Raw genomic sequence first — 23810 nt, forward strand, 5'->3', positions numbered from 1 at the left:
TTTACCGATGCGCACAAGGATAGTTCCACTTTTCATACAGTGATGTATGTCGCTGCTGTCAGTAGTCGGACGGTCACTTGCAGCACTCCACGGTATAGCGCCGCTCGCCGTCTACCTCGCGCACCTGCAGGCCATGGACGTCGGAGTCGAAGCCGGGAAAATTGCGTTCGAAGCTCTGCGCGAAGGCCAGGTAATCGAGTATGGAGCGGGTGGATTCGGTGAACCGCTCGCCCGGCATGATCAGCGGGATACCTGGCGGATATGGCACCAGCATCACCGCGGCGATGCGCCCTTCCAACCGATCGATGGGCACCGCCTCGACCTCGCCGCGCACCAGTTGCGCGTAAGCGTCCGCCGGGCGCATGGCGATTTCCGGCAGCACCGTGTACATGCGCTTCATCGCCTTGGCGGTCGCGTGGTCGCGATAGCAACGGTGCAGCTCATCGCAGAGGTCGCGCAGGCCCATACCCGCATAACGTACGCCGCCGGCCTGGGCGACGCTGGGCAGCGCGTCCGCCAGCGGCTGGTTGGCGTCGTAGCTGCGCTTGAACTCCAGCAGTTCGGTGACCAGGGTGCTCCACTTGCCCTTGGTCACGCCCATGGAGAACAGCACGAGGAAGGAGTACAGCCCGGTCTTCTCCACCACCAGCCCGCGCTCCCAGAGGAAGCGGCTGACCACCGCGGCGGGAATCCCGCGTGAATCCAGCCGCCCGCCGGCGGTGAGCCCCGGCGTGGCCAGGGTGACCTTGATCGGGTCGAGCAGCACGTAATCTTCCACCGCGTCGCCGAAGCCGTGCCAGTCGGCGTTGGGTTCCAGCACCCAGTCGCGGGTCTTCACCTCGTCAGTGCCCTCGACGCCCGGCGGCTGCCAGACGCAGAACCACCAGTCGTTCTCCGCGAGGTTCTGTTGCACATTGGCCAGGGCGCGGCGGAAGCTCAGGGCTTCGTCGAAGGTTTCCTGGATCAGCGAGCGCCCCGCCGGGCCTTCCATCATCGCCGAGGCCACGTCCAGCGAGGCGATGATGCCGTACTGCGGCGAGGTGGAGATGTGCATCATGAAGGCTTCGTTGAAACGCGCCTGCTCGAAGCGCCGCGCGCCGGCATCCTGCACATGGATCATCGAGGCCTGGCTGAAGGCGGCAAGCATCTTGTGCGTGGAGTGGGTGGTGAACACCAGCGGGCCGCTGTCGTCACGGCTGGTGCCCATGCCGTAGCGTCCGTCATAGAACTCGTGGAAGGCCGCGTAGGCGTACCAGGCTTCGTCGAAATGCAGCACCTCGACGCTGTCGCCCAGGGCCTGCTTGATCATCTGCGCGTTGTAGCAGAGGCCGTCGTAGGTGGAGTTGGTCACCACCGCCAGCCGCACCCTGGGCTCCCGGCCGCGCGCCAGCGGGCTGGCCTCGATCTTCGCGGCGATGGATTCGCGGCTGAACTCCGACAGCGGGATCGGCCCGATGATGCCCAGCTCGTTGCGCTCAGGCGTCAGGTACAGCGGGATGGCGCCGGTCATGATGATCGAATGGAGGATCGACTTGTGGCAGTTGCGGTCCACCAGCACCAGGTCGTCGCGGCAGACCATGGAGTGCCAGACGATCTTGTTCGCCGTGGAGGTGCCGTTGATCACGAAGAAGGTATGGTCGGCGCCGAAATTGCGCGCCGCACGGGCTTCCGCCTCGGCCAGCGGACCGGTGTGATCGAGCAGCGAGCCCAGCTCGGGGACCGAGACGGAAAGGTCCGAACGCAGCGTGTTCTCCCCGAAGAACTGATGGAAGGCCTGTCCCACCGGACTCTTGCGGTAGGCCACGCCCCCTCCGTGGCCAGGCGTGTGCCAGGAATAATTGGACTGCGCGGTGTGCTCCACCAGCGCGCGGAAGAACGGCGGCAACAGGCCTTCCAGGTACTTGCGCGCAGCGCGACTGACCTGGCGGGCGAGAAAGGGCACGGTGTCTTCGAACAGGTAGAGAATGCCACGCAGCTGGTGCAGGTCGGCCATGGACTCGGCCGGCGCGTTCTCGATGGTCATCTGTTCGCCGAGGGCGAAGATCGGCAGTTGTGGCGCGCGCACCCGCGCCATGCGGATCAGCTCCACCACATCCTGCAGAAGGCGCTGGTTCTCCCCCGCCCCCTCGGCGGCGACCAGGATGCAGGCGAGACCGTGGTGGGTCGAGGCAACGATGCGCCCCTCGGCGGAGCTGGCGGTGGAAAGGATGCTGAAGCCATCCTGCTCCAGCTCCCGCGCGATATCCCTCACCCGGTCGCCGGCCACGGTATCGGCCTTGATGTCGCGGTGAACGATGAGGATGGGGAATTTTAAGTCTTTGTACATTGTGAACCCCTGAATGGACGTACGACTGGCGTCGATCCCTTTCAGAGTATGGGCTCACGGAATGTAGGGGAATGCACCCGGCAGACGGCTGTAATAAAACGTCGCGTGGCTGACAGGTGCGCTCACCTCGAGCGTTTTGATCTGGCTCTGGCTCTAAAAGACTTCCAGAGAAATGCCAGCGCACTCCAGACTGCCCCGTTCAGGAGGCCTCGTTGAATTGGAGTTTCAGGGGTTGAGCGACATGGATGTCGCGAGAGCCGCGATGGGCCAGGGATGGCCCTTCGTGGGGGGACGCCTAGTTCGTGCCCCTGAAACTTCGATTCAACAAGGGAATTTTTCGCCTAAGCGAAAAACCGGATGTCCGGGGCAAGACCTTTGCCTACTTTGGGTGGGGCGGCCATCCGTCGTTTGCCAAAGTAGGTCGCCCGAGGGGGCGAAACAGAGAGTTTGCGCGTACGTTGAAGCGGCGCTGGAACGCCCAAGCCAACGCAGCGATGCAGGATCAACATCCGAGCCAAAAGACGGCGCCGGCCTTGCCGGCGGATCGCGGGCATGGCCCGCTCCTACAAGTGTCACACCATCAGAAACGAAAAAGGCCCCTGACAGGGGCCTTTTCTCAGGTGGCGAGAAGGATCACTCCTTCGGCGCTTCCATCTGCGCCCACAGCGACGGACCACCCGCGGACTTCTCGATCACCGCCAGGCGCGCCACATGCGCCTCGATCTCCGCATCGCTGGCGCGAATCACCCGGGTCAACCCGCGATCTGCCGCCAGGCGACGGATCGCCGAGGCCGTGGCACGGCCGCTGCCGTCACCCTCTGCACCATTGCCAGCCAGCGACAGGCTGGTCTGGCCACCGGTCATCGCCAGGTAGACGTCGGCAAGAATCTCGGCGTCGAGCAATGCGCCGTGCAGGTCACGGCCGGAGTTGTCGACGCCATAGCGCTTGCACAGCGCATCGAGGTTGTTGCGCTGGCCCGGATGGCGCTCGCGGGCCATCAGCAGGGTGTCGAGGATGCCGCAGTAGTCGGCAACGTCCGCACGCTCGGACTGCCCCAGCAGGGCGAACTCGTTGTTGATGAAGCCAACGTCGAACGCCGCGTTGTGGATGATCAGCTGGGCGCCCTTGATGAACTCGAAGAAGTCATCCGCCACTTCGCGGAAGCGCGGCATGTCCTTGACGTATTCATTGGTGATGCCGTGGACCGCGATCGCACCTTCGTCGATCTCGCGGTCGGGCTGCAGGTAGACGTGGAAATGCCGGCCGGTCAGGCGGCGACCGTCGAGTTCGACGCAACCGATCTCAATGATCCGGTGGCCGTCGGTGACCGGCATACCGGTCGTTTCAGTATCGAGTACGACGCTGCGCATTCTGTGTGAAACCTTCTTGCGATTGATGCGCCCGAATGACTTCGGGCGACCTTGATTCTGAGAGCGGACGCTTAGCGCGGCAGCTCGCTCACGCCACGGTTGGCGAGCATGTCGGCGCGCTCATTGCCGGGGTGGCCGGTATGGCCGCGTACCCAGCGCCATTCGACAGTATGCCGGTTTACCTGCTCATCCAGCGCCTGCCACAGGTCGGCGTTCTTCACCGGCTGCTTGGCGGCGGTCTTCCAGCCGCGCTTCTTCCAGTTGACCATCCACTCGGTGATGCCCTGCATGACGTACTGCGAGTCGGTGACGATACGCACATCGCAATGCCGCTTGAGTGCGGCCAGGGCCATGATGGCGGCCATCAGTTCCATGCGGTTGTTGGTGGTTTCGGCCTCGCCGCCCCACAGTTCGCGCTCGGCGCCCTTGTAGAACAGCACGGCGCCCCAGCCACCCGGTCCCGGGTTGCCCTTGCAGGCGCCGTCGGTATAGATCTCGACTTTCTCTTCGCTCATTTGGCTCGCTTTCAGGACTCGGAATCGCGGCGGCTGACCTTGGCCACCGGCAGCGGCACCAGTTGGCCGCGCGGCTCGCGACGGGGCTGACGCAGGGGCCGCAGACCGACCACCAGCTTGCGCGCCACCAATAGATAGAAGCCGGCGCCGGAGCCCTGCAGGACGGGGCCCCAGGTCTCCATGCGGGCCAGACGGCCCTGCCATTTCGCCGATGCAAGCGGCGGACGATAACACCCGAAGCGGCGTTTCTCCAGCGCGAAGCCCAGCAGGTTGAGCCAGTCGCAGACCCGGTTCGGCGAGATGCAACGGGCGCGGCGCAAGGCATCGCGGGCGAAGTAGTGGCGGATGCCCCAGGCACTCCAGGGATTCACCCCGACCACCAGCAGGTGCCCGCCCGGACGCACGCTGCGCGCGGCTTCGCGCAACAGGCGATGCGGCGACAGGCAGAAATCCAGGCCATGCTGCAGCAACACCACATCAGCGGCATGCTCGCCCAGCGGCCAGGCCGCCTCGTCGCAGGCGATCTCCACGCCGGGCAACGGCGGCCCGAGGCGCACGCCACGCTGGATATTGCCGACGCTGGCCGGCAGCTCCGCATGCGGCCCGTAATGCACCAGGTAGCCGCCGAAATAGCGCTCCAGCTCGTCGATCAGCAACTGCTGTTCTTCGGCGAGCATCATTCCGCCGATCGGCCCGGACAGCCAGTGGCGGGCCTGGTCGATCAGCTCAAGCCAGTCGGCATCGGCCTGGGCGAAGGGTTCTTCGATCATCACTACCCCCTGTGGGACAGCGCGACACAAAAGTGCGTATCCGCACTACTATGCGCCAATGCCCACCACTTGGCGACTTTCCACCCATGATACAGATAGATGCTCTGCCCGCCTTTTCCGACAACTACCTCTGGCTGTTGCAGGATGTGACCCGCCGCGAATGCGCGGTGGTCGATCCGGGTGACGCCGCGCCAGTCGAGCAATGGCTGCAGGCCCATCCCGGCTGGAAGCTGACCGACATCATCATCACCCACCACCATGCCGACCACGTCGGCGGCGTCGCCCGCCTCAAGGCGGAAACCGGCGCCCGCGTGCTGGGCCCGGCCGGAGAGAAGATTCCGGGACGCGACGTGGCGCTGGAAGACGGCGACCGGGTCGAAGTGCTGGGGCTGGGCTTCGAAGTCATCCATGTGCCCGGCCACACCCTCGGCCACATTGCCTATTTCCATGCAACGAACAGCCATGACGATGAAAGCCAGCCACTGCTTTTCTGTGGCGACACCCTGTTCGCCGCCGGTTGCGGCCGCCTGTTCGAAGGCACGCCGGCGCAGATGCATGCCTCGCTGAGCCGGCTGGCCGCCCTGCCCGGCCGCACCGCCGTGTACTGCGCCCACGAGTACACCCTGAGCAACCTGCGCTTCGCCTGTGCGGTCGAACCGGAGAATCCGGAGGTCCTCGCGCGCTTCGAAGAGGTCAGCCGCTGGCGCGAACAGGGCAGGATCAGCCTTCCTTCTTCCATTGCCCTAGAACGAGCTACGAATCCTTTCCTTCGCGTGTCGGAAATATCCGTTAAGAAAGTCGCCGACGAGCGGAGCGGCCAGCAAATCCGCACGCCGGACGAGGTCTTTGCGACCATTCGCCGCTGGAAGGATCAATTCTGAAGGCTGGCGAAATCTTGACCAGGGCAGGCTCGGTTTCTAGAATCGCCGAAATTTTTGCCCCGGACATAGTCATCAGCCAATGCCGCCCAAGACCAGAAAGACCTCCGATCTAGACGCATTGGCACGTGCCATCCGAGTCTCCATCGTCCTCCTCGCAGCGGGTCTGGCGGGTTGCCAGTCGACCCAGCAGACCGCCAGCGACAACCAGGCCCGCAGCGCCTCCCGCGCCGTCGACGTGCAGTTCAATCCAGCCTGGAACCAGGCCCAGAACGATATCTGGGATCGCATGCGCGGCGGCTTCCAGTTGCAGGACCAGCTCAATACCAACCCGCGTATCGAGCGTCAGCGCCTGTGGTTCATGAGCAACCAGTCGTTCCTGGAAAACGCCAGCGAGCGCGGCGCGCCGTACATGCACTACGTCGTCGAGCGCCTGGAAGAGCGCGACATGCCGCTGGAACTGGCGCTGTTGCCGATGATCGAGAGCTCCTACAACCCGATGGCCGTGTCGCGTGCCCAGGCCGTAGGCCTGTGGCAGTTCATCCCGAGCACCGGTACGCACTTCAACCTGCGCCAGACCAACTTCTATGACGGCCGCCGCGACATCACCGCGTCGACCAATGCCGCGCTGACCTACCTGAACCGCCTGCACGACATGTTCAACGGCGACTGGCTGCTCGCGCTGGCCGCCTACAACGCCGGCGAAGGCACCGTCAGCCGCGCGATCGAGCGCAACGAGCGCCTCGGCCTGCCCACCGACTACTGGAACCTGCCGCTGCCGCAGGAAACCCAGGACTACGTGCCCAAGCTGCTGGCCCTGTCGCAACTGGTGAATGCCCCGACTATCTACGGCATCAACCTCAGCCCGATCGCCAACCAGCCCTATTTCACCTCGATCCGCGTCAAGCCGGGCCTGGACCTCTCCCAGGTCGCCGCCGCAGGCGATCTGGACCAGGACGAACTGCAGCAGCTCAACCCCGCCTTCAAGCGTGGCGTGACCCTGGATGGCCCGCACCACCTGCTGGTGCCGCTGGCCAAGGCGGATTCGCTCAAGGCCGGCGTTGCGAACCTGGAGCCGGTACAGGTCAAGCCCCTGGTGGCTTCGAGCAATGGCCATTATCGCGTACGCAAAGGCGACAGCCTGCACAGCATCGCCCAGCGCTACCGTCTGAGCGTGGCTGAACTCAAGGCCGCCAACCGCCTGAGCGCCAACCGTCTGCGCAATGGCCAGACCCTGGTCATCCCCGGCCAGCCCGGCCGTCCGACCATCGAGCCGGAGAGCCCGCGCCAACTGGCCCAGGTGGAAAGTTCGAAGACCGTCGCCAGCGCCCGCGTCGCTACTCGCAGCTACACCGTGAAGAATGGCGACACCCTGTGGAACATCGCCAAGAAGAACGGCGTCGAGGTCGCGGACCTCAAGCGCTGGAACGGCCTGGACAGCCATGGTGTCAAGCCCGGCCAGACCCTCAAGTTGCAGAGCGCCGCCGCTACCCAGCTGGCTTCCAGCAGCAAGAGCAAGGCCAAGCAGGACACCGCGACCTACTACAAGGTCAAGCAGGGCGATTCGATGTACCTGATCGCCAAGCGTTTCAACGTCGAGATGCAGCACATCAAACGCTGGAACCCGCGCAGTGGTCAGGCCCTGAAGCCGGGCCAGACCATCACGCTGTACCTCGATACCGCCAGCCGCTGAGTTTCACCTTGCGCCGGGGCGCACAGCCCCGGCCGCATGTCTTCTGGCAGCAAGGACAAGCTGCTACTGTACGACGCAACTCTCCTTCAGCCAGCCGGGATCGGATCCTACGCCTGATGCGTCGCTTGTCTCTCCTGTTCCTGGGACTCTTCCTGGGCCTCCCCGCCTCCGCCCAGATCACCGAGAGCCACGGCTACGCCCAGTTCGGCAACCTCAAGTACCCGGCCAGTTTCGACCACTTCGACTGGGTCAACCCCAAGGCGCCCAAGGGCGGCCTGCTGCGGCTGATGGGCCTGGGCACCTTCGACACGCTCAACCCCTACACCTTCAAGGGCAGCCCGCCGGTCAGCACCGCGGACTTCCTGCAGTACGGCGTCAGCGAGCTGAACGAGCCACTGATGGTCGGGACCGGGCTGTATGACCCGTCCGGCGACGAGCCTGCCTCCAGCTACGGCCTGATCGCCCGCAGCGTGGAATACGCCGAGGACCGAAGCTGGGTGGTGTTCAACCTGCGCCCGGAAGCCCGCTTCCACGACGGCAAGCCGATCACCGCCTACGACGTGGCGTTCTCCTACCGCACCCTGCTCAAGCATGGCCACCCGATGTACCGCACCAACCTGCAGGAAGTGCAGCGGGTCGACATCCTCTCGCCGCAGAGCATCCGCTTCGTCTTCAAGCGCCACGACAACCCGCTGCTGATCCTGCGCCTGGGCGAGATGCCGGTGCTGCCGCAGCACTACTGGAAAGGCCGCGACTTCCAGGCCACCACCTTCGAGCCGCCGCTGGGCAGCGGCCCCTACAGAATCACCGAGGTGGTGCCGGGGCGCCGGCTGGTGTTCGAGCGGGTCAAGGACTGGTGGGGCAAGGACCTGCCGGTGAATCGCGGCAAGTACAACTTCGACCGTGTCGAGGTGGACTTCTACCGTGACGCCGGCATCGCCTTCGAAGCCTTCAAGGCTGGCGAGTTCGATATCTACGTCGAGCACCAGGCGAAGAACTGGCGCAGCAACTACCGCTTCCCGGCCGTTCGCCGGGGCGAGGTTATGAAAGTGGAAATCCCCCACCAGATTCCCACCCAGACCCAGGCGCTGTTCCTCAACACCCGCCGCGCGACCTTCGCCGATCGCCGCCTGCGCGAGGCGCTGGGGATGATGTTCGACTTCGAATGGACCAACCGCGCGCTGTTCAACGATGCGTACGTGCGCGCCAGCAGCTACTACCCCAACAGCACCCTCGCGGCCACCGGCGTACCACAGGGCCAGGAGTGGCTGCTGCTTTCGCCGTACCGCTCGCAACTGCCCGAAGCACTGTTCAAGCGCCCCTTCACCGTCCCGGTGACCAAGGGTGCCGGCATCCCGCGGGAAACCCTGCGCCACGCTTTGGGTCTATTGGGCGAAGCCGGCTGGAAGCTCTCCGGCGACCGCCTGCTGGACGCCAACGGCAAGCAGCTGCGCTTCGAGATCCTGCTGGTCAACCCCAGCCTGGAACGCATTCTCCAGCCGTATCGCGAGAACCTCGCCAGCATCGGCATCGATGCGAGCTTGCGCACCGTGGACCGCGCCCAGTACAAACAGCGTCTGGACCAGTTCGACTACGACATGATTCTGATGACCCTGCCCCAGACCCTGAGCCCCGGCCTCGAACAATGGCAGTACTTCCATTCCAGCCAGGTGGCGGTGAAGGGCAGCAAGAACTATGCAGGCATCGCCAACCCCGTGGTGGACGCGATGCTCGAGAAACTCCTCGGCGCCACCAACCGCGACCAGCAGGAAGCCGCGGCGCGCGCCCTGGACCGGGTGCTGCTGTGGCAGCACTACAGCATTCCCAACTGGTGCCTGAACAAGCACCGGCTGGCGTACCGCAACCGCTTCGCCTTCGTCACCACGCCGCCCTATACGCTGGGTCTGCGAGCCTGGTGGCAAAAAGACCAGGAGAAAACCCTATGAAAAGCCCCCGCCGCGCCGCGCTCTGCGCCGGCCTGTTGCTGGGACTGCTGGGCAGTGCGCAGGCCGCGCCGCAGCATGCCATCACCCTGTATGACGAGGCGCCCAAGTACCCGGCGAACTTCAAGCACTTCGACTTCGTCAATGCCGATGCGCCCAAGGGCGGCACGCTGCGCCTCTCCGACTTCGGCGGCTTCGACAGCCTCAACCCCTTCATCGCCAAGGGCAACTCCGCGCCGCAGATCAACCTGATCTACGACACCCTGACCTTCCACTCCCTCGACGAGCCCTTCACCGAGTACGGCCTGCTCGCCGAGAAGATCGAGAAGGACCCGGAACACCGCTTCGTCCGCTACTACCTGCGCCCCGAGGCGCGCTTCCAGGACGGCACGCCGGTCACTGCCGAAGACGTGGTGTTCACCTTCGAGACGCTGATGAAGGACGGTGACCCGATGTACCGCAACTATTACGCGGACGTCGACAAGGTGGTGGCCGAGGACAAGCTGCGCGTGCGCTTCGACTTCAAGCACGGCGACAACCGCGAGCTGCCGCTGATCCTCGGCCAGCTGTCGATCCTGCCCAAGCACTGGTGGGCCAGCCGCGACTTCAACAAGACCAACATGGAACCGCCACTGGGCAGCGGCCCGTACCGCATCGCCAAGGTCGAGGCCGGCCGTTCGATCCGCTACGAGAAGGTCAAGGACTGGTGGGGCGACAAGCTGCCGGTGAACCGCGGCTTCAACAACTTCGACGCCGTGGTGGTGGAGTCCTATCGCGACCTCACCGTCGCCCTGGAAGCCTTCAAGGCCGGGCAGTTCGACTTCAACGACGAGCGCATCGCGAAGAACTGGGCGACCGCCTACGACTCGCCCGCCGTGCGCGACGGCCGCATCGTCCGCGAGGAGCCGGTGAACGGCAACCCGTGGGGCATGCAGGCTTATGCCTTCAACATCCGCCGCCCGGTGTTCCAGGACCCGCGCGTGCGCGAAGCGATCACCAACCTGTTCGACTTCGAGTGGACCAACAAGCAGCTGTTCTTCGGCTCCTACCTGCGTGACGGCAGCTACTTCGAGAACTCCGAGATGGCCGCCAAAGAGCTGCCCGACGCCGAGGAGCTGAAGATTCTCGAGCCGCTGCGCGACAAGCTGCCGCCAGAGGTCTTCACCCAAGTCTACGTGCCGCCCACCAGCGACGGCAGCGGGATCATCCGCGAGCAGAAGCGCAAGGCCTACCAGTTGCTGCTGGAGGCCGGCTACAAGATCGAGAACGACAAGATGGTCGGCCCCGACGGCAAGCAGCTGAGCTTCGAGTTCATGCTCGCCCAGGCGGACTTCGAGCGCGTGCTGCTGCCCTTCAAGCGCAACCTCGCGGAGCTGGGCATCGACATGCAGCTGCGCCGCGTCGACGTCTCGCAATACATCAACCGCCTGCGCTCGCGCGACTACGACATGATCGTCAGCAGCTGGCCGCAGTCCAGCTCGCCCGGTAACGAACAGCGCGAGTTCTGGCATTCCAGCAGCGCCGACAAGCCCGGTAGTCGCAATTTCATCGGCCTGCGCGATCCAGGCATCGACGCCCTGGTGGAAGGCCTGATCAACGCTGGCTCCCGCGAAAGCCTGGTGCGCCACGCCCGAGCCCTCGACCGCGCGCTGCTCTGGGGCCACTACGTGGTGCCCAACTGGTACCTGGGCAACTGGCGCATCGCCTACTGGAACCGCATCGCCCACCCGGAAAAACTGCCGCCCTACAGCTACGCGCTGCAGACCTGGTGGCAGGCCCGCGACAAGGCCGTACCGACCAAGACGGATGCCAAGGCCGCGAGCGAAACGCCGGCTGACGGCACCGTCGCCCAAGGGACCCACTGATGCTGGCCTACATCCTGCGGCGCCTGCTGCTGATCATCCCCACCCTGTTCGGCATCCTGCTGATCAACTTCATCATCATCCAGGCCGCCCCCGGCGGCCCGGTGGAGCAGATGATCGCCAAGCTGGAAGGCTTCGACGCCGCCAGCGGCGGCGCCACCGGGCGCATCTCCGGCGGCGGTGGTGAAGTCGCCTCCGCCGGCACGCACTACCGCGGCGCCCAGGGCCTGGACCCGGAACTGGTGAAGGAAATCGAGCGCATGTACGGCTTCGACAAGCCGGCGCCCGAGCGCTTCTGGATCATGCTCAAGAACTACGTGCACCTGGACTTCGGCCAGAGCTTCTTCCGCGACGCCAAGGTCACCGACCTGATCGTCGAGAAGCTGCCGGTGTCCATCTCCCTCGGGTTGTGGAGCACATTGATCATGTACCTGGTGTCGATCCCGCTGGGCATCGCCAAGGCGGTGCGCCACGGCAGCCACTTCGACGTCTGGACCAGCTCGGCGATCATCGTCGGCTACGCCATCCCCGCCTTCCTCTTCGCCATCCTGCTGGTGGTGCTGTTCGCCGGCGGCAGCTACTGGGACTGGTTCCCCTTGCGCGGACTGACCTCCAACAACTTCGACGAGCTGACCTGGGGTGGCAAGGTCCGCGACTACTTCTGGCACCTCGCGCTGCCCATCACCGCGCTGGTGATCGGCAACTTCGCCACCATCACCCTGCTGACCAAGAACAGCTTCCTCGACGAGATCGGCAAGCAGTACGTGGTCACCGCCCGCGCCAAGGGCCTGACCGAGCGCCGCGTGCTCTACGGCCACGTGTTCCGCAACGCCATGCTGCTGATCATCGCCGGCCTGCCCTCGGCCCTGCTGGGCATCTTCTTCACCGGCTCGCTGCTGATCGAGGTGATCTTCTCCCTCGACGGCCTGGGCCTGCTCAGCTTCGAGGCAGCGCTGAACCGCGATTACCCGGTGGTGTTCGGCACGCTGTTCATCTTCACCCTGTTCGGCCTGATCATGAAGCTGGTCAGCGACGTCCTCTACACGCTGGTCGATCCGCGCATCGACTTCGAGAACCGGGAGTAATCCGATGCGCCTGTCTCCCATCAATCAGCGCCGCTGGGCGCGCTTCAAGGCCAACAAGCGCGGCTGGTGGTCACTCTGGCTGTTCCTCACGCTGTTCATCCTCAGCCTGGGTGCCGAGCTGATCGCCAACGACAAGCCCCTGGCGATCCGCTACGACGGCGAGTGGTATTTCCCGGTGGTCAAGCGCTACCCGGAAACCGCCTTCGGCGGCGAGTTCCCCATGGAGGCGAACTACAAGAGCCCGTACATGCGCGAACAGATCGCGCAGAAGGACGGCTGGATACTCTGGCCGCCGATCGCCTACAGCTACGACACCATCAACTACGACCTGCGGGTGCCGGCGCCCTCGGCGCCCACCGCGGAGAACTGGCTGGGCACCGACGACCAGGCACGCGATGTGATGGCGCGGGTGATCTACGGCTTCCGCGTGTCGGTGCTGTTCGCCCTGATCCTCACCGTGCTCAGCTCCATCCTCGGTGTCGCCGTGGGTGCATTGCAGGGCTTCTACGGCGGCTGGATCGACCTGCTCGGCCAGCGCTTCCTGGAAATCTGGTCCGGCCTGCCGGTGCTCTACCTGCTGATCATCCTCGCCAGCTTCGTGCAGCCGGGCTTCTGGTGGCTGCTGGGAATCATGCTGCTGTTCTCCTGGATGAGCCTGGTGGACGTGGTGCGCGCCGAGTTCCTCCGCGGCCGCAACCTGGAATACGTGCGTGCCGCGCGCGCCCTGGGCATGCGCAACGGGGCGATCATGTTCCGCCACATCCTGCCCAACGCGATGATCTCCACCCTGACCTTCATGCCCTTCATCCTCACCGGCGCGATCGGCACCCTGACCTCCCTGGACTTCCTGGGCTTCGGCCTGCCCGCCGGTGCGCCGTCACTGGGCGAGCTGGTCGCCCAGGGCAAGTCCAACCTGCAGGCGCCCTGGCTGGGCATCACCGCCTTCGTGGTGCTGGCCGTGATGCTGAGCCTGCTGGTGTTCATCGGCGAAGCCGCCCGCGATGCCTTCGACCCGAGGAAGTGACATGAACCAGAACGAGAACCTCATCGAAGTCCGCGACCTGTCCGTCGATTTCCTCTGCGGCGACGAACAGGTGCGCGCGGTAGAACACATCAGCTTCGACATCCGCAAGGGCGAGACCCTGGCGCTGGTGGGCGAAAGCGGCTCGGGCAAGTCGGTCACCGCGCATTCCATCCTGCGCCTGCTGCCCTACCCCACCGCCAGCCATCCCTCCGGCAGCATCCAGTACGCCGGCAAGGACCTGCTCAAGCTGCCCGAGCGCAAGTTGCGCGGCATCCGCGGCAACCGCATCGCCATGGTGTTCCAGGAACCCATGACCTCACTGAACCCGCTGCACACCATCGAGAAGCAGATCGGCGAAGTGCTCGCGCTGCACAAGGGCATGAACGGCAATCAGGCCCGTGCCCGTACGCTGGAGCTGCTCGACCTGGTCGGCATCCCCAATCCCGCCAGCCGACTCAAGGCCTACCCGCACGAGCTCTCCGGCGGCCAGCGACAACGGGTGATGATCGCCATGGCCCTGGCCTGCGAGCCGGAGCTGCTGATCGCCGACGAACCGACCACGGCGCTGGATGTCACCGTGCAGCTGAAGATCCTCGACCTGCTGCGTGACCTGCAGCAGCGCCTGGGCATGGCGATGCTACTGATCACCCACGACCTCAACTTGGTCCGGCGTATCGCCCATCGCGTCTGCGTGATGAAACGCGGCTGCATCGTCGAGCAGGCCGATTGCGACACCCTCTTCGCGGCCCCACAGCACCCCTACACGCGCGAATTGCTCGGAGCCGAGCCCAGTGGCACCCCCGCGCAGAACGAGCCTGGTGCGCCGCTGCTGGAGGTCGACGACCTGCGCGTGTGGTTCCCGATCAAGAAAGGCGTGTTCCGCAAGACCGTCGACCACGTCAAGGCGGTGGACGGCATCGACTTCAGCCTGCCGCGTGGCCAGACCCTGGGCATCGTCGGCGAGAGCGGCTCGGGCAAATCGACCCTGGGCCTGGCCATCCTCCGGCTGATCAACAGCCAGGGCGGCATCCGCTTCGAGGGCCAGGCCATCGAAAGCATGAACCAGGCGGAAGTCAGGCCGCTACGGCGCGAGATGCAGGTAGTCTTCCAGGACCCGTTCGGCAGTCTCAGCCCACGCATGTCGGTGGGCCAGATCGTTGGCGAAGGCCTGGAAATACATGGCATGGGCACGCCCGAGGAGCGCGAGCAGGCGATCATCGAGGCGCTCAAGGAAGTCGGACTCGACCCCGACACCCGCCACCGCTACCCCCACGAGTTTTCCGGGGGCCAGCGGCAGCGTATCGCCATCGCCCGCGCGCTGGTACTCAAGCCGGCGCTGATCCTGCTGGACGAGCCGACCTCGGCACTGGACCGCACCGTGCAGCGCCAGGTCGTCGAACTGCTGCGCGGGCTGCAGGCCAAGTACAACCTGACCTACCTGTTCATCAGCCACGACCTGGCGGTGGTGAAAGCCCTCAGCCACCAGCTGATGGTGATTCGCCACGGCAAGGTGGTCGAACAGGGCATGGCCGAGGAAGTCTTCGCCGCACCGCAACATGCCTACACACAGCAACTGCTGGAAGCAGCCTTCATGGTACCGACGCAAGCCTGAGCCAGCAGCAGACAAGGAAGCAATGACATGGGGTTTCTCGCCGGTAAACGCGTACTGATCGTTGGTGTCGCCAGCAAGCTGTCCATCGCCTCCGGCATCGCCGCGGCGATGCACCGCGAAGGCGCCGAGCTCGCCTTCACCTACCAGAACGACAAGCTCAAGGGCCGCGTCGAGGAATTCGCCGCCGGCTGGGGCTCCAGCGCCAAGCTGTGCTTCCCCTGCGACGTGGCCAGCGATGCAGACATCGAAGCCGTATTTGCCGCACTGGCAAAGCAGTGGGACGGCCTGGACTGCATCGTCCACTCAGTGGGGTTTGCGCCAGGCGACCAGCTCGACGGCGACTTCACCGAAGTCACCACCCGCGATGGCTTCCGCATCGCCCACGACATCAGCGCCTACAGCTTCGTCGCCCTGGCCAAGGCCGGCCGCGAACTGATGCAGGGCCGCAACGGCTGCCTGCTGACGCTCTCCTACCTGGGCGCCGAACGCACGATGCCCAACTACAACGTGATGGGCATGGCCAAGGCCAGCCTGGAAGCCGGCGTGCGCTACCTGGCCAGCAGCCTCGGCCCGGAAGGCACCCGCGTCAATGCCATCTCCGCCGGCCCGATCCGCACCCTCGCCGCCTCGGGCATCAAGAGCTTCCGCAAGATGCTCGCCGCCAACGAACGCCAGACGCCGCTGCGGCGCAACGTGACCATCGAGGAAGTCGGCAACGCTGGCGCCTTCCTCTGCTCGGACCTGGCCAGTGGCATCAGCGGCGAGATCCTTTACGTCGACGGTGGCTTCAACACCACCGCCATGGGCCCGCTGGACACGGACTAAGTCTTCCGGACAGGCAACCAAGAAGGCCCCTTTTCAGGGGCCTTTGACTGAGCCCGTCAGTTGTATGCCATCGTCACGGTGGCAATGCTCGCTACGGTTCCAGGCGATACCGTCCCCGTTCTCACGTACCGGACCGACAAGGGAATACTGACGGTCGTTGTGCCGGTCACCGTTGTGACATACCACTGGTTCAGTGTTCCAACGGTGCTGGAGTCCGGGCCGAACCGCACTGCGCTCCCATCAGCCTTGAACACCCGCAGCCCCACCCCCTTGGCGGTCGAGCCGGACGCGAGTGACAACACATCGGTGATGTTACCGGTGTTGTTGGCATCCGAGAGGGTGATGTACATCTTGCTAGCCCCTCCCGTACCGGTACCCGCCTTGCAGTTGAGGTCGACGCTGAAGTTTGTCGCCTTGCCTGCCGCGTCGCCGATCGCCCCGAAAGCCCCCATGGAAATCGGGTCAAGCTTGACGGATTGCGAAAATGCACTGATGGCGCAGGTCGGGTTGGTCGGTTTGATCGGAATCGAACCGCTGATGACGATAGTCGCCAGTTGCTTTCCCTGGCTGGGTACCCACCAGCCCGCGACCTCACCGTTGATAGTGCCACCGTCGGCGATCGGCCCTGTCTTGACAAAGGTGATGGTCAGGTTAGCGGTCGGGTTAACGTGGCTCGGATCACCGGGCGTATTGAAATAATAAGGGAATGTGGACTTATTGGAGCCCGTATATTGGAACTTCATACCGAGGCCGGCGATGCCAGTTGAGTAGATCGCCTGCGCTCCTACCGCTCCTATCTGCGGAGTACTTCCCCGGTGGACCTGCTGCACACCATCACAACCCGTGATGTCGCCTGCAACAGTGCTGAGGGGAACGGACTTGGTAAATAAATCCGTCCCGTCGGGGACGTTGGTATCGATCGCAGCATCGAATCCGGGCAGCGTGAAGGTGAACATTGGCTGTATGGTCGTATCGCAGGCCGCCCATGCGCTGGCAGAAGCAAAGAACGGCAGCAAAGCCAGTAGGCTGACGGAAATCCGAGTCTTGACCGGGGTAACCCGCTGGCGATCCAGATGAAAGTGGCAAAGGTTGGCTGTGGAAAACAGCTTCATCCTGGTCTCCTGACCTACGGCTGCAGGTCCATATGCATAAATATTCATGGCGACAGACTGACTGCCTCCTCCTTGATGACGATGAGCGCTGGCCGGCAGCGCCGTTTATTCTGCGTCCTTCCGAGCACAGTCATCTGTCAGCCTGCCCCGCCTTTTTCTCTGAACTTTCCCAAGACCTGGCAAGCACCATCCCGCTGCCAGGGCCGCGTCTCACAAACATCCAGGGAAGAATTACCCACCTCTTCCTGGATAAAAGGAAATCCCCTTCAGGACTGACTGATAACTGGCGTACCGATGAAAAACTCGGGCGAATCGTCCACCCGCCCAATACATCGATAGACCGCCGCAAAAAAGAAGGCCGCTGATGCGGCCTTTTTTGAGGATTGTTAGAGGAAGAGCTCCGGATGGATATTCCACCCGGAGCGTTCTGCAATCTCGGGCAAAAAAGGATCAATGCCCGATTCGGCTCACACCAGGTTGACCTTCACCGCCTGTTGCACCAGCAACTCGGCGTCCAGGCCGGAGTGCTGATAGACGTTGTACGTCGTGCCACCAACGTTGATCGATCCGTTGTTGGCCCAGTCGCCGTAGTCCGGCCCCTTGGCGCCCAGCAGGTCATCAAGGTTCACCACGCTCTTGGCGTTGCCCTTCACCATCATCTGCACCGTGTGCTTGTCGGTGCCGTGGAACAGGTCGGTCTGACCGTTCTCCAGCACGTCCTGCACGGACAGCTTCAGCGTGTTGCCATAAGAGGCGTTGGTGCTGGTGAGATCGATGATTTCCATGCTGCTGACCTTGCCCTTGGAGGTGGCCAGGGTCAGGTCCAGCACCTGGTTGTAGTTCTCCACCTTCAGGGTATCGACGCCGTCGCCACCGTGGATGCCGGTGTTGCCGGTGTAGGCCAGGTAGCTGCTGGCAGCGTACTTGAGCAGCGCCACGTCGTCGCCAGCGGTGCCGTAGTAGCTGTCCGTCGCGTGGTCGATGGTCTGCGCACGGGTATCACTCACATGCAGGGCTTCGGTGAAGCTGAAGCTGCTCAGCGTCACGCTGTCGCTGCCGGCCACGACCTTGAAGCTGCCCACTTCCACACCCGCCGTCGCCGTGTAGGTGTAGTACTTGTAGTAATACGGAGTGGTCAGCGTCTCGTGGGCAAGCTCCTTGCCATCCACGCCGTAGACATAGACCGTGGCGCCCGTCTTGGCCAGCGCAGCGCCCGACAGGTACATCGCGAACTTGGTCGCCGGCTGGCTCAGGGTGACGGTGGCATTGGCGTTGCTCGCGTCGCCAAGCGTCAGGCCCGCCATCTGCTTGCTGGCTACCGCCGCGGTCTTGGCCATGCTGGTGCCGCTGGTGCTCACCGAGAAGTCGTTGCCGGTATAGACGTTGCTCGACACCGCTCCGGCCGTGAAGGCCGCATCGCTGATCGCCTTGGTGGCAAAGCCGCCGCCCACGATCGCGTAGGGCTGCGAACTGGCCCCAGCCACGCCGTTGGAGACGATAGACGCGCTCACGTTGAAGTTGTAAGCGACGCCCTGTTCGCTGTACGCCACGGCGGAAGGCACCTTGACGGTGACCTGGCCGGCGGTGATGTTCGCCGCGGTCAGTGCCTGGTCATACAGCCCCACGCCCCACTGCACGTGAACGATATCGCCTGCCTTGGCGCCGGTGTTGGCCAGGGACACCACCATGTCGACACCGCTGTTGGCCTCGGCTGCAGTCAGCAATCCGTCATCTGCCTTGGGAATGCTGAGGATGGTCGGGGCCTTGGCGATATCCGCCAGGGTCACCTTCTGGCTGGCCAGGTTGGCGCTCAGACCAGTGCCATCGCTGACCCGCAACTGAACGTTCCAGTCGGAGGTATGCGCGATCTTGTCGACGAAGGCCCACTCCGAGCCCGAGATAGCCGTAACCTTGCTCCAGCTGGCGCCATTGTCCGAGGAGGCCTCGAGATAGCTGCCGCTGGCCAGGGCGCCGGAAAGCTTGCCCGTTACCAGTCGACCGGCCGAGCCGTCCTCGGTGATGAAGTCGGTCAGGACGCCGGTGTCCTTGGTCATGGCATCGATGCTGCTGGCGCCACCGCCTTCGGCACTGATCGTGATGCTGGTGGTCACGCCCTGCTTGATGAAGATTTCCGCATCCAGCGCGTTGTAGCTGTAGACCTGGTAGACCACGCTGCCAATGGTGGCGGTGCCGCTGTTCTGCCAGCCTCCGATGCCCGCGCCGTGCCCTTCCAGGCCGTACAGCTCGACGATGTCGCCGGCATTGCCATCGACCAGCACCTGCACCTTGCCGTCTTTACGGAACATGTCCGTTTCGCCCAGGTGCAGCACTTCGTTGAGGGAAATCTTCAACGTGTTGTTGCCGGTGCCGGTGATGTCGAACTTCTCGATGCTGCTGATCTTGCCTTCACCGCTCTCACCGGTCAGCCCGCGCAGGTCCAGGACCTGATCCTTGCCGGTGAGCTTCAGCGTATCCATGTGGTTGCCGCCATGGACATGCGCCGAGCTCTGCTTGAAGTAAGCCGTCGGATCAATCGACATGGAGATGACATCGCTCGCCGACGAGCTGATGCTGTCGGAGAAGTAGGACTCCCACGGATGGTCGATGAGCTTCTGGTTCGGCGCCTGCCAGGGTGCCGTAACGGTGACTTCAACCGGGACCAGGTACGGTACCTGCACCTGCACGGTCGTCGTGACCTGTTGCGTTGTGGTGAAGTTATCGATCGGCAGGCCAAACATGTCGCTGTACACCATCACCTTGCCGATGGTGGTGCCCGAGGGCGCGCTATAGCTGAAGTTATTCACCAGCCCATAAGGCCCATGGTTGTTATAGCTGTAGATCAGTCTGTAACTACTGTCGAAGACCTGAACCAGCGAGCCATTGCTCCCGATGTTTTCGGTGCCCCAGTAATCGTAAGAGAAGGACGTCACCGGATTATCGAAGGTGAAGATTGCCGCACTCTTGCCGCTGGCATTCGGGTCTGTGATGCCGCCGATATACAGACCACCGCCATGCCCCTTGCCGCCGGGGAGTATGACTTTCACGATGCCGAAGGAATTGACGGTGAAGTGGCCCGTTCTGCTGTAGAAACTTCCGCTATAGCCAACCTCGCTGTCAAAGTTGTCGAGGTACGTGACGCTCTTGGTTTGCGTCTGCGTCTCGGTCCTGTAACGAGTCTCGTAATGGATCTCGGTACGGGTCTGGTTGAGCGCGAAGACGGAGCTGGGGTTACTGATCTGCCCCTCGTCGGTCACGATCTGCGCCGTCACCCCGAAGCTGTAGGAAACGCCCTGGGACAACGTCTGAACGGCCGGCACGTTGGCCGTGACGCTGCCCTTGGCGATATCGGCCGCAGTCAGCACCTGGTCGTAGGTAGTGTTGCCCCAGATGATATGCACCGTGTCGCCGGCCCTGGCGCCGGTATTGGCCAGCGAGACGTTCACGTCGCTGCCATCGGCGGCCTTGGCCAGCGTGTACCCACCAATGCTGTCCGGGATACCGGTGATGGTCGGGGACGCGACCTGCGGAGCCAGGTAGGTCACATCCTGCGAGGCGAAAGCTAACTCCAATGGTGGCGAGATATTGGCGAAGACACGAGCCTGGATGGTCCAGTTGGCGCTATGGGCCTTGGTATCCACGGCGACCCAGTTCTGACCACTGACGACGGCATTCGTCCAGGTGGCGCCTTTGTCGAAGGACACCTGAACTGTCTCGTATTCGAGCAACTCCTTGCTCAGAGAGCCGTAGACCCCCCGCCCCGCTGTACCATCGGCAGTGATGAAGTCGACGGAGTGCGCCAGGTCGGTCGAAGAGTCCTTGCTCATGCTGTCGATGGTAATCACCAGCTCGGGCTCTTCCACGGTGTACCCATGCGGCGAGGCGGTAATGGTCCCCGCATTACCCGCCGCATCGTGTGCCACCAGCGTGGCCACGATCGATTGGCTGCCATCAGCCACCAGCTTGCTGCCGGGCACGCTCGTGCTCCAGCTGCCATCCGCCGCGACCTTGGCGTTGTACTGAGTGCCATCGACCGTGACGGACACCAGATCACCGGCGGTGAAGTCACCAGATACCTTACCGCTGATGGCCACGTTCGCCTTGGCCTCACCGACACTGATGAAGTCGTCACCAGTGATGGCATCGATACTCAGGAAGGTCGAGTTCGCGTTAGGCCCGGTGTAGTCAGTGATGACGTTGAACGGGTCGGACTTGACGCTGGTATTGCCCATCGCGTTGGTCGCCTCAACGGTAAAGGCGTGCGAGCCTTCGCTGAGGTTCGTCACCGGCGTGAAGCTCCACTTGCCATTCTTGTCGGCGGTCGTGGCGCCCAGCTTGCTGCCATTATCGTAGAGGGTCACGGTGGAACCAGCTTCTGCCTTGCCCGACAGGACCGGCGCCGCGTCGTCGGTGGCGCCGCCCTTGGCGACTGAGCCCTGGATACTGCCCTGGCCGTCATAGACCTGCTCGATGCTCGGCTTGGCCGGTGTATCGAGGTTCACCTCGTAGGCGTGGACTTCGGTCACGGTGTTGACCTTGCCCGCTTCGCCATGCGCGATGACAGTGGCGGTGATCGCATGCAGATCATTGGCCACCAGATCGCCTCCCGCCACGCTGACGCTCCACTTTCCATCAGCACCAACGGTGGCACTGTAGTCGTGGCCATTCAGCGTGAAGGTAACCTGGTCGCCCTCCTGGAAGACGCCACGAACCTTGCCGCTGACAGTCTGCTCGGTCTTCGACTCGGGCAGGTTGACGATGTCATCCCCGGCGACCGTCGCGATAGTGAGTTCGGTGGCGCCCGGCTCGACAGCCGAGATATTGATCGTATAGGGCTCTGACAAGTCGCTGAGCTTACCGGTCGGGCCTTCCGCACGGAGCGTGATCGAGTGCTCGCCATTGGAGAAAGCCATCGCGGCTGGCACCTTGAACGACCAGGAGCCATCGTCGCCAGCCACAACGCAACCCAGCTGGGTTGCGCCGCTGAAGACATGGATGATGACGTCCTTCTCGGCGCCCACGCCTGAAATCAGCGGATGCGCGGTGTCCTGGTCGATGACGGTGGCGAGACCAGGTACTTCGGGAGCCAGAACGTCGACAAGCACTTGAAGAGTCTTGGAGGAGCTCGGATTGCCGGCAGCGTCCCTGGCGATCAGGATAATGTCATTGTTGCCTGCGGACATGGCCTGGACCGGGGTAACCGTCCAATCGCCATTCTTGTCCGCCGTGACATTGATCGTTTCGCCTGTCGGGAAAGTCACGGTGACCATCGCGCCCGGCTCGGTCTTGCCTTCGATGGTCGGCTTGTTTACGCCGGCAGCGGCCGGATCAATCCAGGCATCCGGTGCAGCAGGTGCAACGAGATCCACACTGTAGGCATGATCCTGGGTGATGGTACCGGCGGCGCCAGCCTTGCTGTGTGCCACGATGGAAGCATGGATGCTGGTGCCGGCGGCGAGTTCGCCTCCGGGCACCGACACGCTCCATTCACCCTTGGCGTTCACTGTCGTGCTGTAGAGGGTGCCATGCAGATCGACCTTGACCACATCACCGGCCTGGAAAATACCCACGACCTTGCCACTGACGGTCTGCGCGGCCTTTGAATCGGCCAGGTTGACGACGTTGTCGCTCGTCACTGGGTCAACGATGAGTTGGGTATCCCGTGCAGTGACGGTTCCCAGCATCGTTTCAGCAATTTTCTGCGCCGAGGGCTCCTCGATGGTCGCGCTGGTGGTGATCTGCGACAGATAGTAGTCACCGATACCGGCACCAATGCGGAATGTCGTCACCGGAATTGGCTCATGGGTCGCCGATGGCTTGTCCATGAAGGCATGCCAGGCCTTGAGCGTCGCGGCAGAGGGCACATGGGTCGTATAAGGAGCGGCGCTACCGTTGGAGATGAAGAACACTTGCTTGTTCTCCACCATGCCGGCCGACGCTTCCTTCTGCAGATTGGCCAGGGCCATCTTCAGACTGGCTTCGTAGTTCGAATTCCCCGACGCCATGAAGCCGTTGATCACATTGAGCAGCTTGTTGTAATCCGGGTCCGCGGGGCTACTGAACTTGAAGGAGCCAAGATCTTTCGCGGTGTCTTTCATTTCGATCAGGTTGAAGGTCACCGCGGAGCCGGACCTCAACGAGACGCTCACCATCTCCATCAGCGCCATTTTGACCGAGTTCAGGCCGATGAAGCCCATGCTTCCAGAGGCATCGACCACGACGGTATAGCTTTGCGGAGCGGCAACCGCTGATAACGTACTCGCCTGATCAGCTTGTGCACCCAGGGTCGCCCCGAGAACGAAGGACTTGGGGGACGCACTGGTGCTGGTGGTCTGGGAAATCTCACCGGTCGGCAGGCTCGGACTCGAACCGACGGCAAGGCCCGACTTGCCCGGCGACTCCTGTGCGGCACCGAGGCTGCTGCCCTGGGGGGCAACGACAACACCCGGCTGCACCATGGGGGTGGTTATTCCGGCGTCCTTAGCGGTGATCTGAGCGTCACTCGCCAAATGGTCTTGCGCCATGGCCGCGATAGGAGCGCTGGTCGATCCTTGCTCCTGCAGAACAGCTGACTGCTGTGGCGGTACTGACGAGGAGGACTGGACGATAGCCTCTCCACCATTGGTGTCCGGCGAACCGGACCGCAGCAGCTCGGATTGGGCAGTGATCAATTCCGTCTGGGCAACGGCCAATTGGCGCGGTGTAAGGGAGTTGGGTTCAGTCATGGTGCTCTCCTGGAAACCTCACCGACAACGGCGAGGAAAAGTGAAGTAGCGAAAGCATTGCCAGGGCGCGAA

The 23810-nt window shown here is 63.5% G+C and carries 14 protein-coding genes; 8 read left to right on the forward strand and 6 right to left on the reverse strand.

Going from position 1 to position 23810, the window contains the following annotated elements; all coding sequences use genetic code 11:
- Positions 1-73 precede the first annotated feature (73 nt).
- The 4 genes from IB255_RS22470 to IB255_RS22485 all read right to left on the reverse strand — a co-directional run bounded on the left by IB255_RS22470 (position 74) and on the right by IB255_RS22485 (position 4979).
- A complete protein-coding gene (locus IB255_RS22470; protein ID WP_081516534.1) occupies positions 74-2326 on the reverse strand; it encodes an Orn/Lys/Arg decarboxylase N-terminal domain-containing protein in 2253 nt (750 codons plus the stop codon).
- A 633-nt stretch (positions 2327-2959) separates the two neighbouring features.
- Positions 2960-3697 carry a DNA polymerase III subunit epsilon gene (gene dnaQ, locus IB255_RS22475; protein WP_081516488.1) on the reverse strand — a complete coding sequence of 246 codons (738 nt, stop codon included), beginning with the start codon at positions 3695-3697 and terminating at the stop codon, positions 2960-2962.
- Between the two features lie 71 nt (positions 3698-3768).
- Positions 3769-4212 carry a ribonuclease HI gene (gene rnhA, locus IB255_RS22480; RefSeq protein WP_024763291.1) on the reverse strand — a complete coding sequence of 148 codons (444 nt, stop codon included), beginning with the start codon at positions 4210-4212 and terminating at the stop codon, positions 3769-3771.
- Between the two features lie 11 nt (positions 4213-4223).
- On the reverse strand, positions 4224-4979 hold the full coding sequence (locus tag IB255_RS22485; protein ID WP_151189651.1) for a class I SAM-dependent methyltransferase: 756 nt from the start codon (positions 4977-4979) through the stop codon (positions 4224-4226).
- Positions 4980-5068: 89 nt separating this feature from the next.
- Between IB255_RS22485 and gloB the strand changes: the two genes are divergently transcribed.
- The 8 genes from gloB to fabI all read left to right on the forward strand — a co-directional run bounded on the left by gloB (position 5069) and on the right by fabI (position 15904).
- Positions 5069-5863, forward strand: a complete 795-nt coding sequence (gene gloB, locus IB255_RS22490; protein WP_192210902.1) for a hydroxyacylglutathione hydrolase — start codon at positions 5069-5071, stop codon at positions 5861-5863.
- 79 nt (positions 5864-5942) lie between these two features.
- A complete protein-coding gene (locus IB255_RS22495; protein ID WP_081516485.1) occupies positions 5943-7553 on the forward strand; it encodes a LysM peptidoglycan-binding domain-containing protein in 1611 nt (536 codons plus the stop codon).
- A 116-nt stretch (positions 7554-7669) separates the two neighbouring features.
- Complete coding sequence (locus tag IB255_RS22500) at positions 7670-9499, forward strand: extracellular solute-binding protein (protein ID WP_192210882.1); 1830 nt, start codon at positions 7670-7672, stop codon at positions 9497-9499.
- Positions 9496-11361 (forward strand): extracellular solute-binding protein, encoded by a 1866-nt coding sequence (locus IB255_RS22505; RefSeq protein ID WP_192210883.1) that lies wholly within the window; start codon positions 9496-9498, stop codon positions 11359-11361. Before IB255_RS22500 ends, IB255_RS22505 begins: the two co-directional genes overlap by 4 nt.
- Positions 11361-12443, forward strand: coding sequence for a microcin C ABC transporter permease YejB (locus tag IB255_RS22510; protein WP_081516482.1), 1083 nt, complete (start codon positions 11361-11363; stop codon positions 12441-12443). Before IB255_RS22505 ends, IB255_RS22510 begins: the two co-directional genes overlap by 1 nt.
- Positions 12444-12447: 4 nt before the next feature.
- Positions 12448-13467, forward strand: coding sequence for an ABC transporter permease (locus IB255_RS22515; RefSeq protein ID WP_081516481.1), 1020 nt, complete (start codon positions 12448-12450; stop codon positions 13465-13467).
- Position 13468: 1 nt separating this feature from the next.
- Positions 13469-15079, forward strand: coding sequence for an ABC transporter ATP-binding protein (locus IB255_RS22520; protein ID WP_192210884.1), 1611 nt, complete (start codon positions 13469-13471; stop codon positions 15077-15079).
- Between the two features lie 27 nt (positions 15080-15106).
- On the forward strand, positions 15107-15904 hold the full coding sequence (gene fabI, locus IB255_RS22525) for an enoyl-ACP reductase FabI (protein WP_192210885.1): 798 nt from the start codon (positions 15107-15109) through the stop codon (positions 15902-15904).
- Positions 15905-15960: 56 nt separating this feature from the next.
- On the opposite strand, the gene IB255_RS22530 is transcribed toward fabI, so the two are convergent.
- Positions 15961-17016 carry a fimbrial protein gene (locus IB255_RS22530; RefSeq protein WP_081516478.1) on the reverse strand — a complete coding sequence of 352 codons (1056 nt, stop codon included), beginning with the start codon at positions 17014-17016 and terminating at the stop codon, positions 15961-15963.
- Between the two features lie 467 nt (positions 17017-17483).
- Positions 17484-23738 carry an Ig-like domain-containing protein gene (locus IB255_RS22535; protein ID WP_192210886.1) on the reverse strand — a complete coding sequence of 2085 codons (6255 nt, stop codon included), beginning with the start codon at positions 23736-23738 and terminating at the stop codon, positions 17484-17486.
- Positions 23739-23810 lie beyond the last annotated feature (72 nt).

This window comes from Pseudomonas sp. PDM22, assembly GCF_014851965.1.
Lineage (GTDB): Bacteria > Pseudomonadota > Gammaproteobacteria > Pseudomonadales > Pseudomonadaceae > Pseudomonas.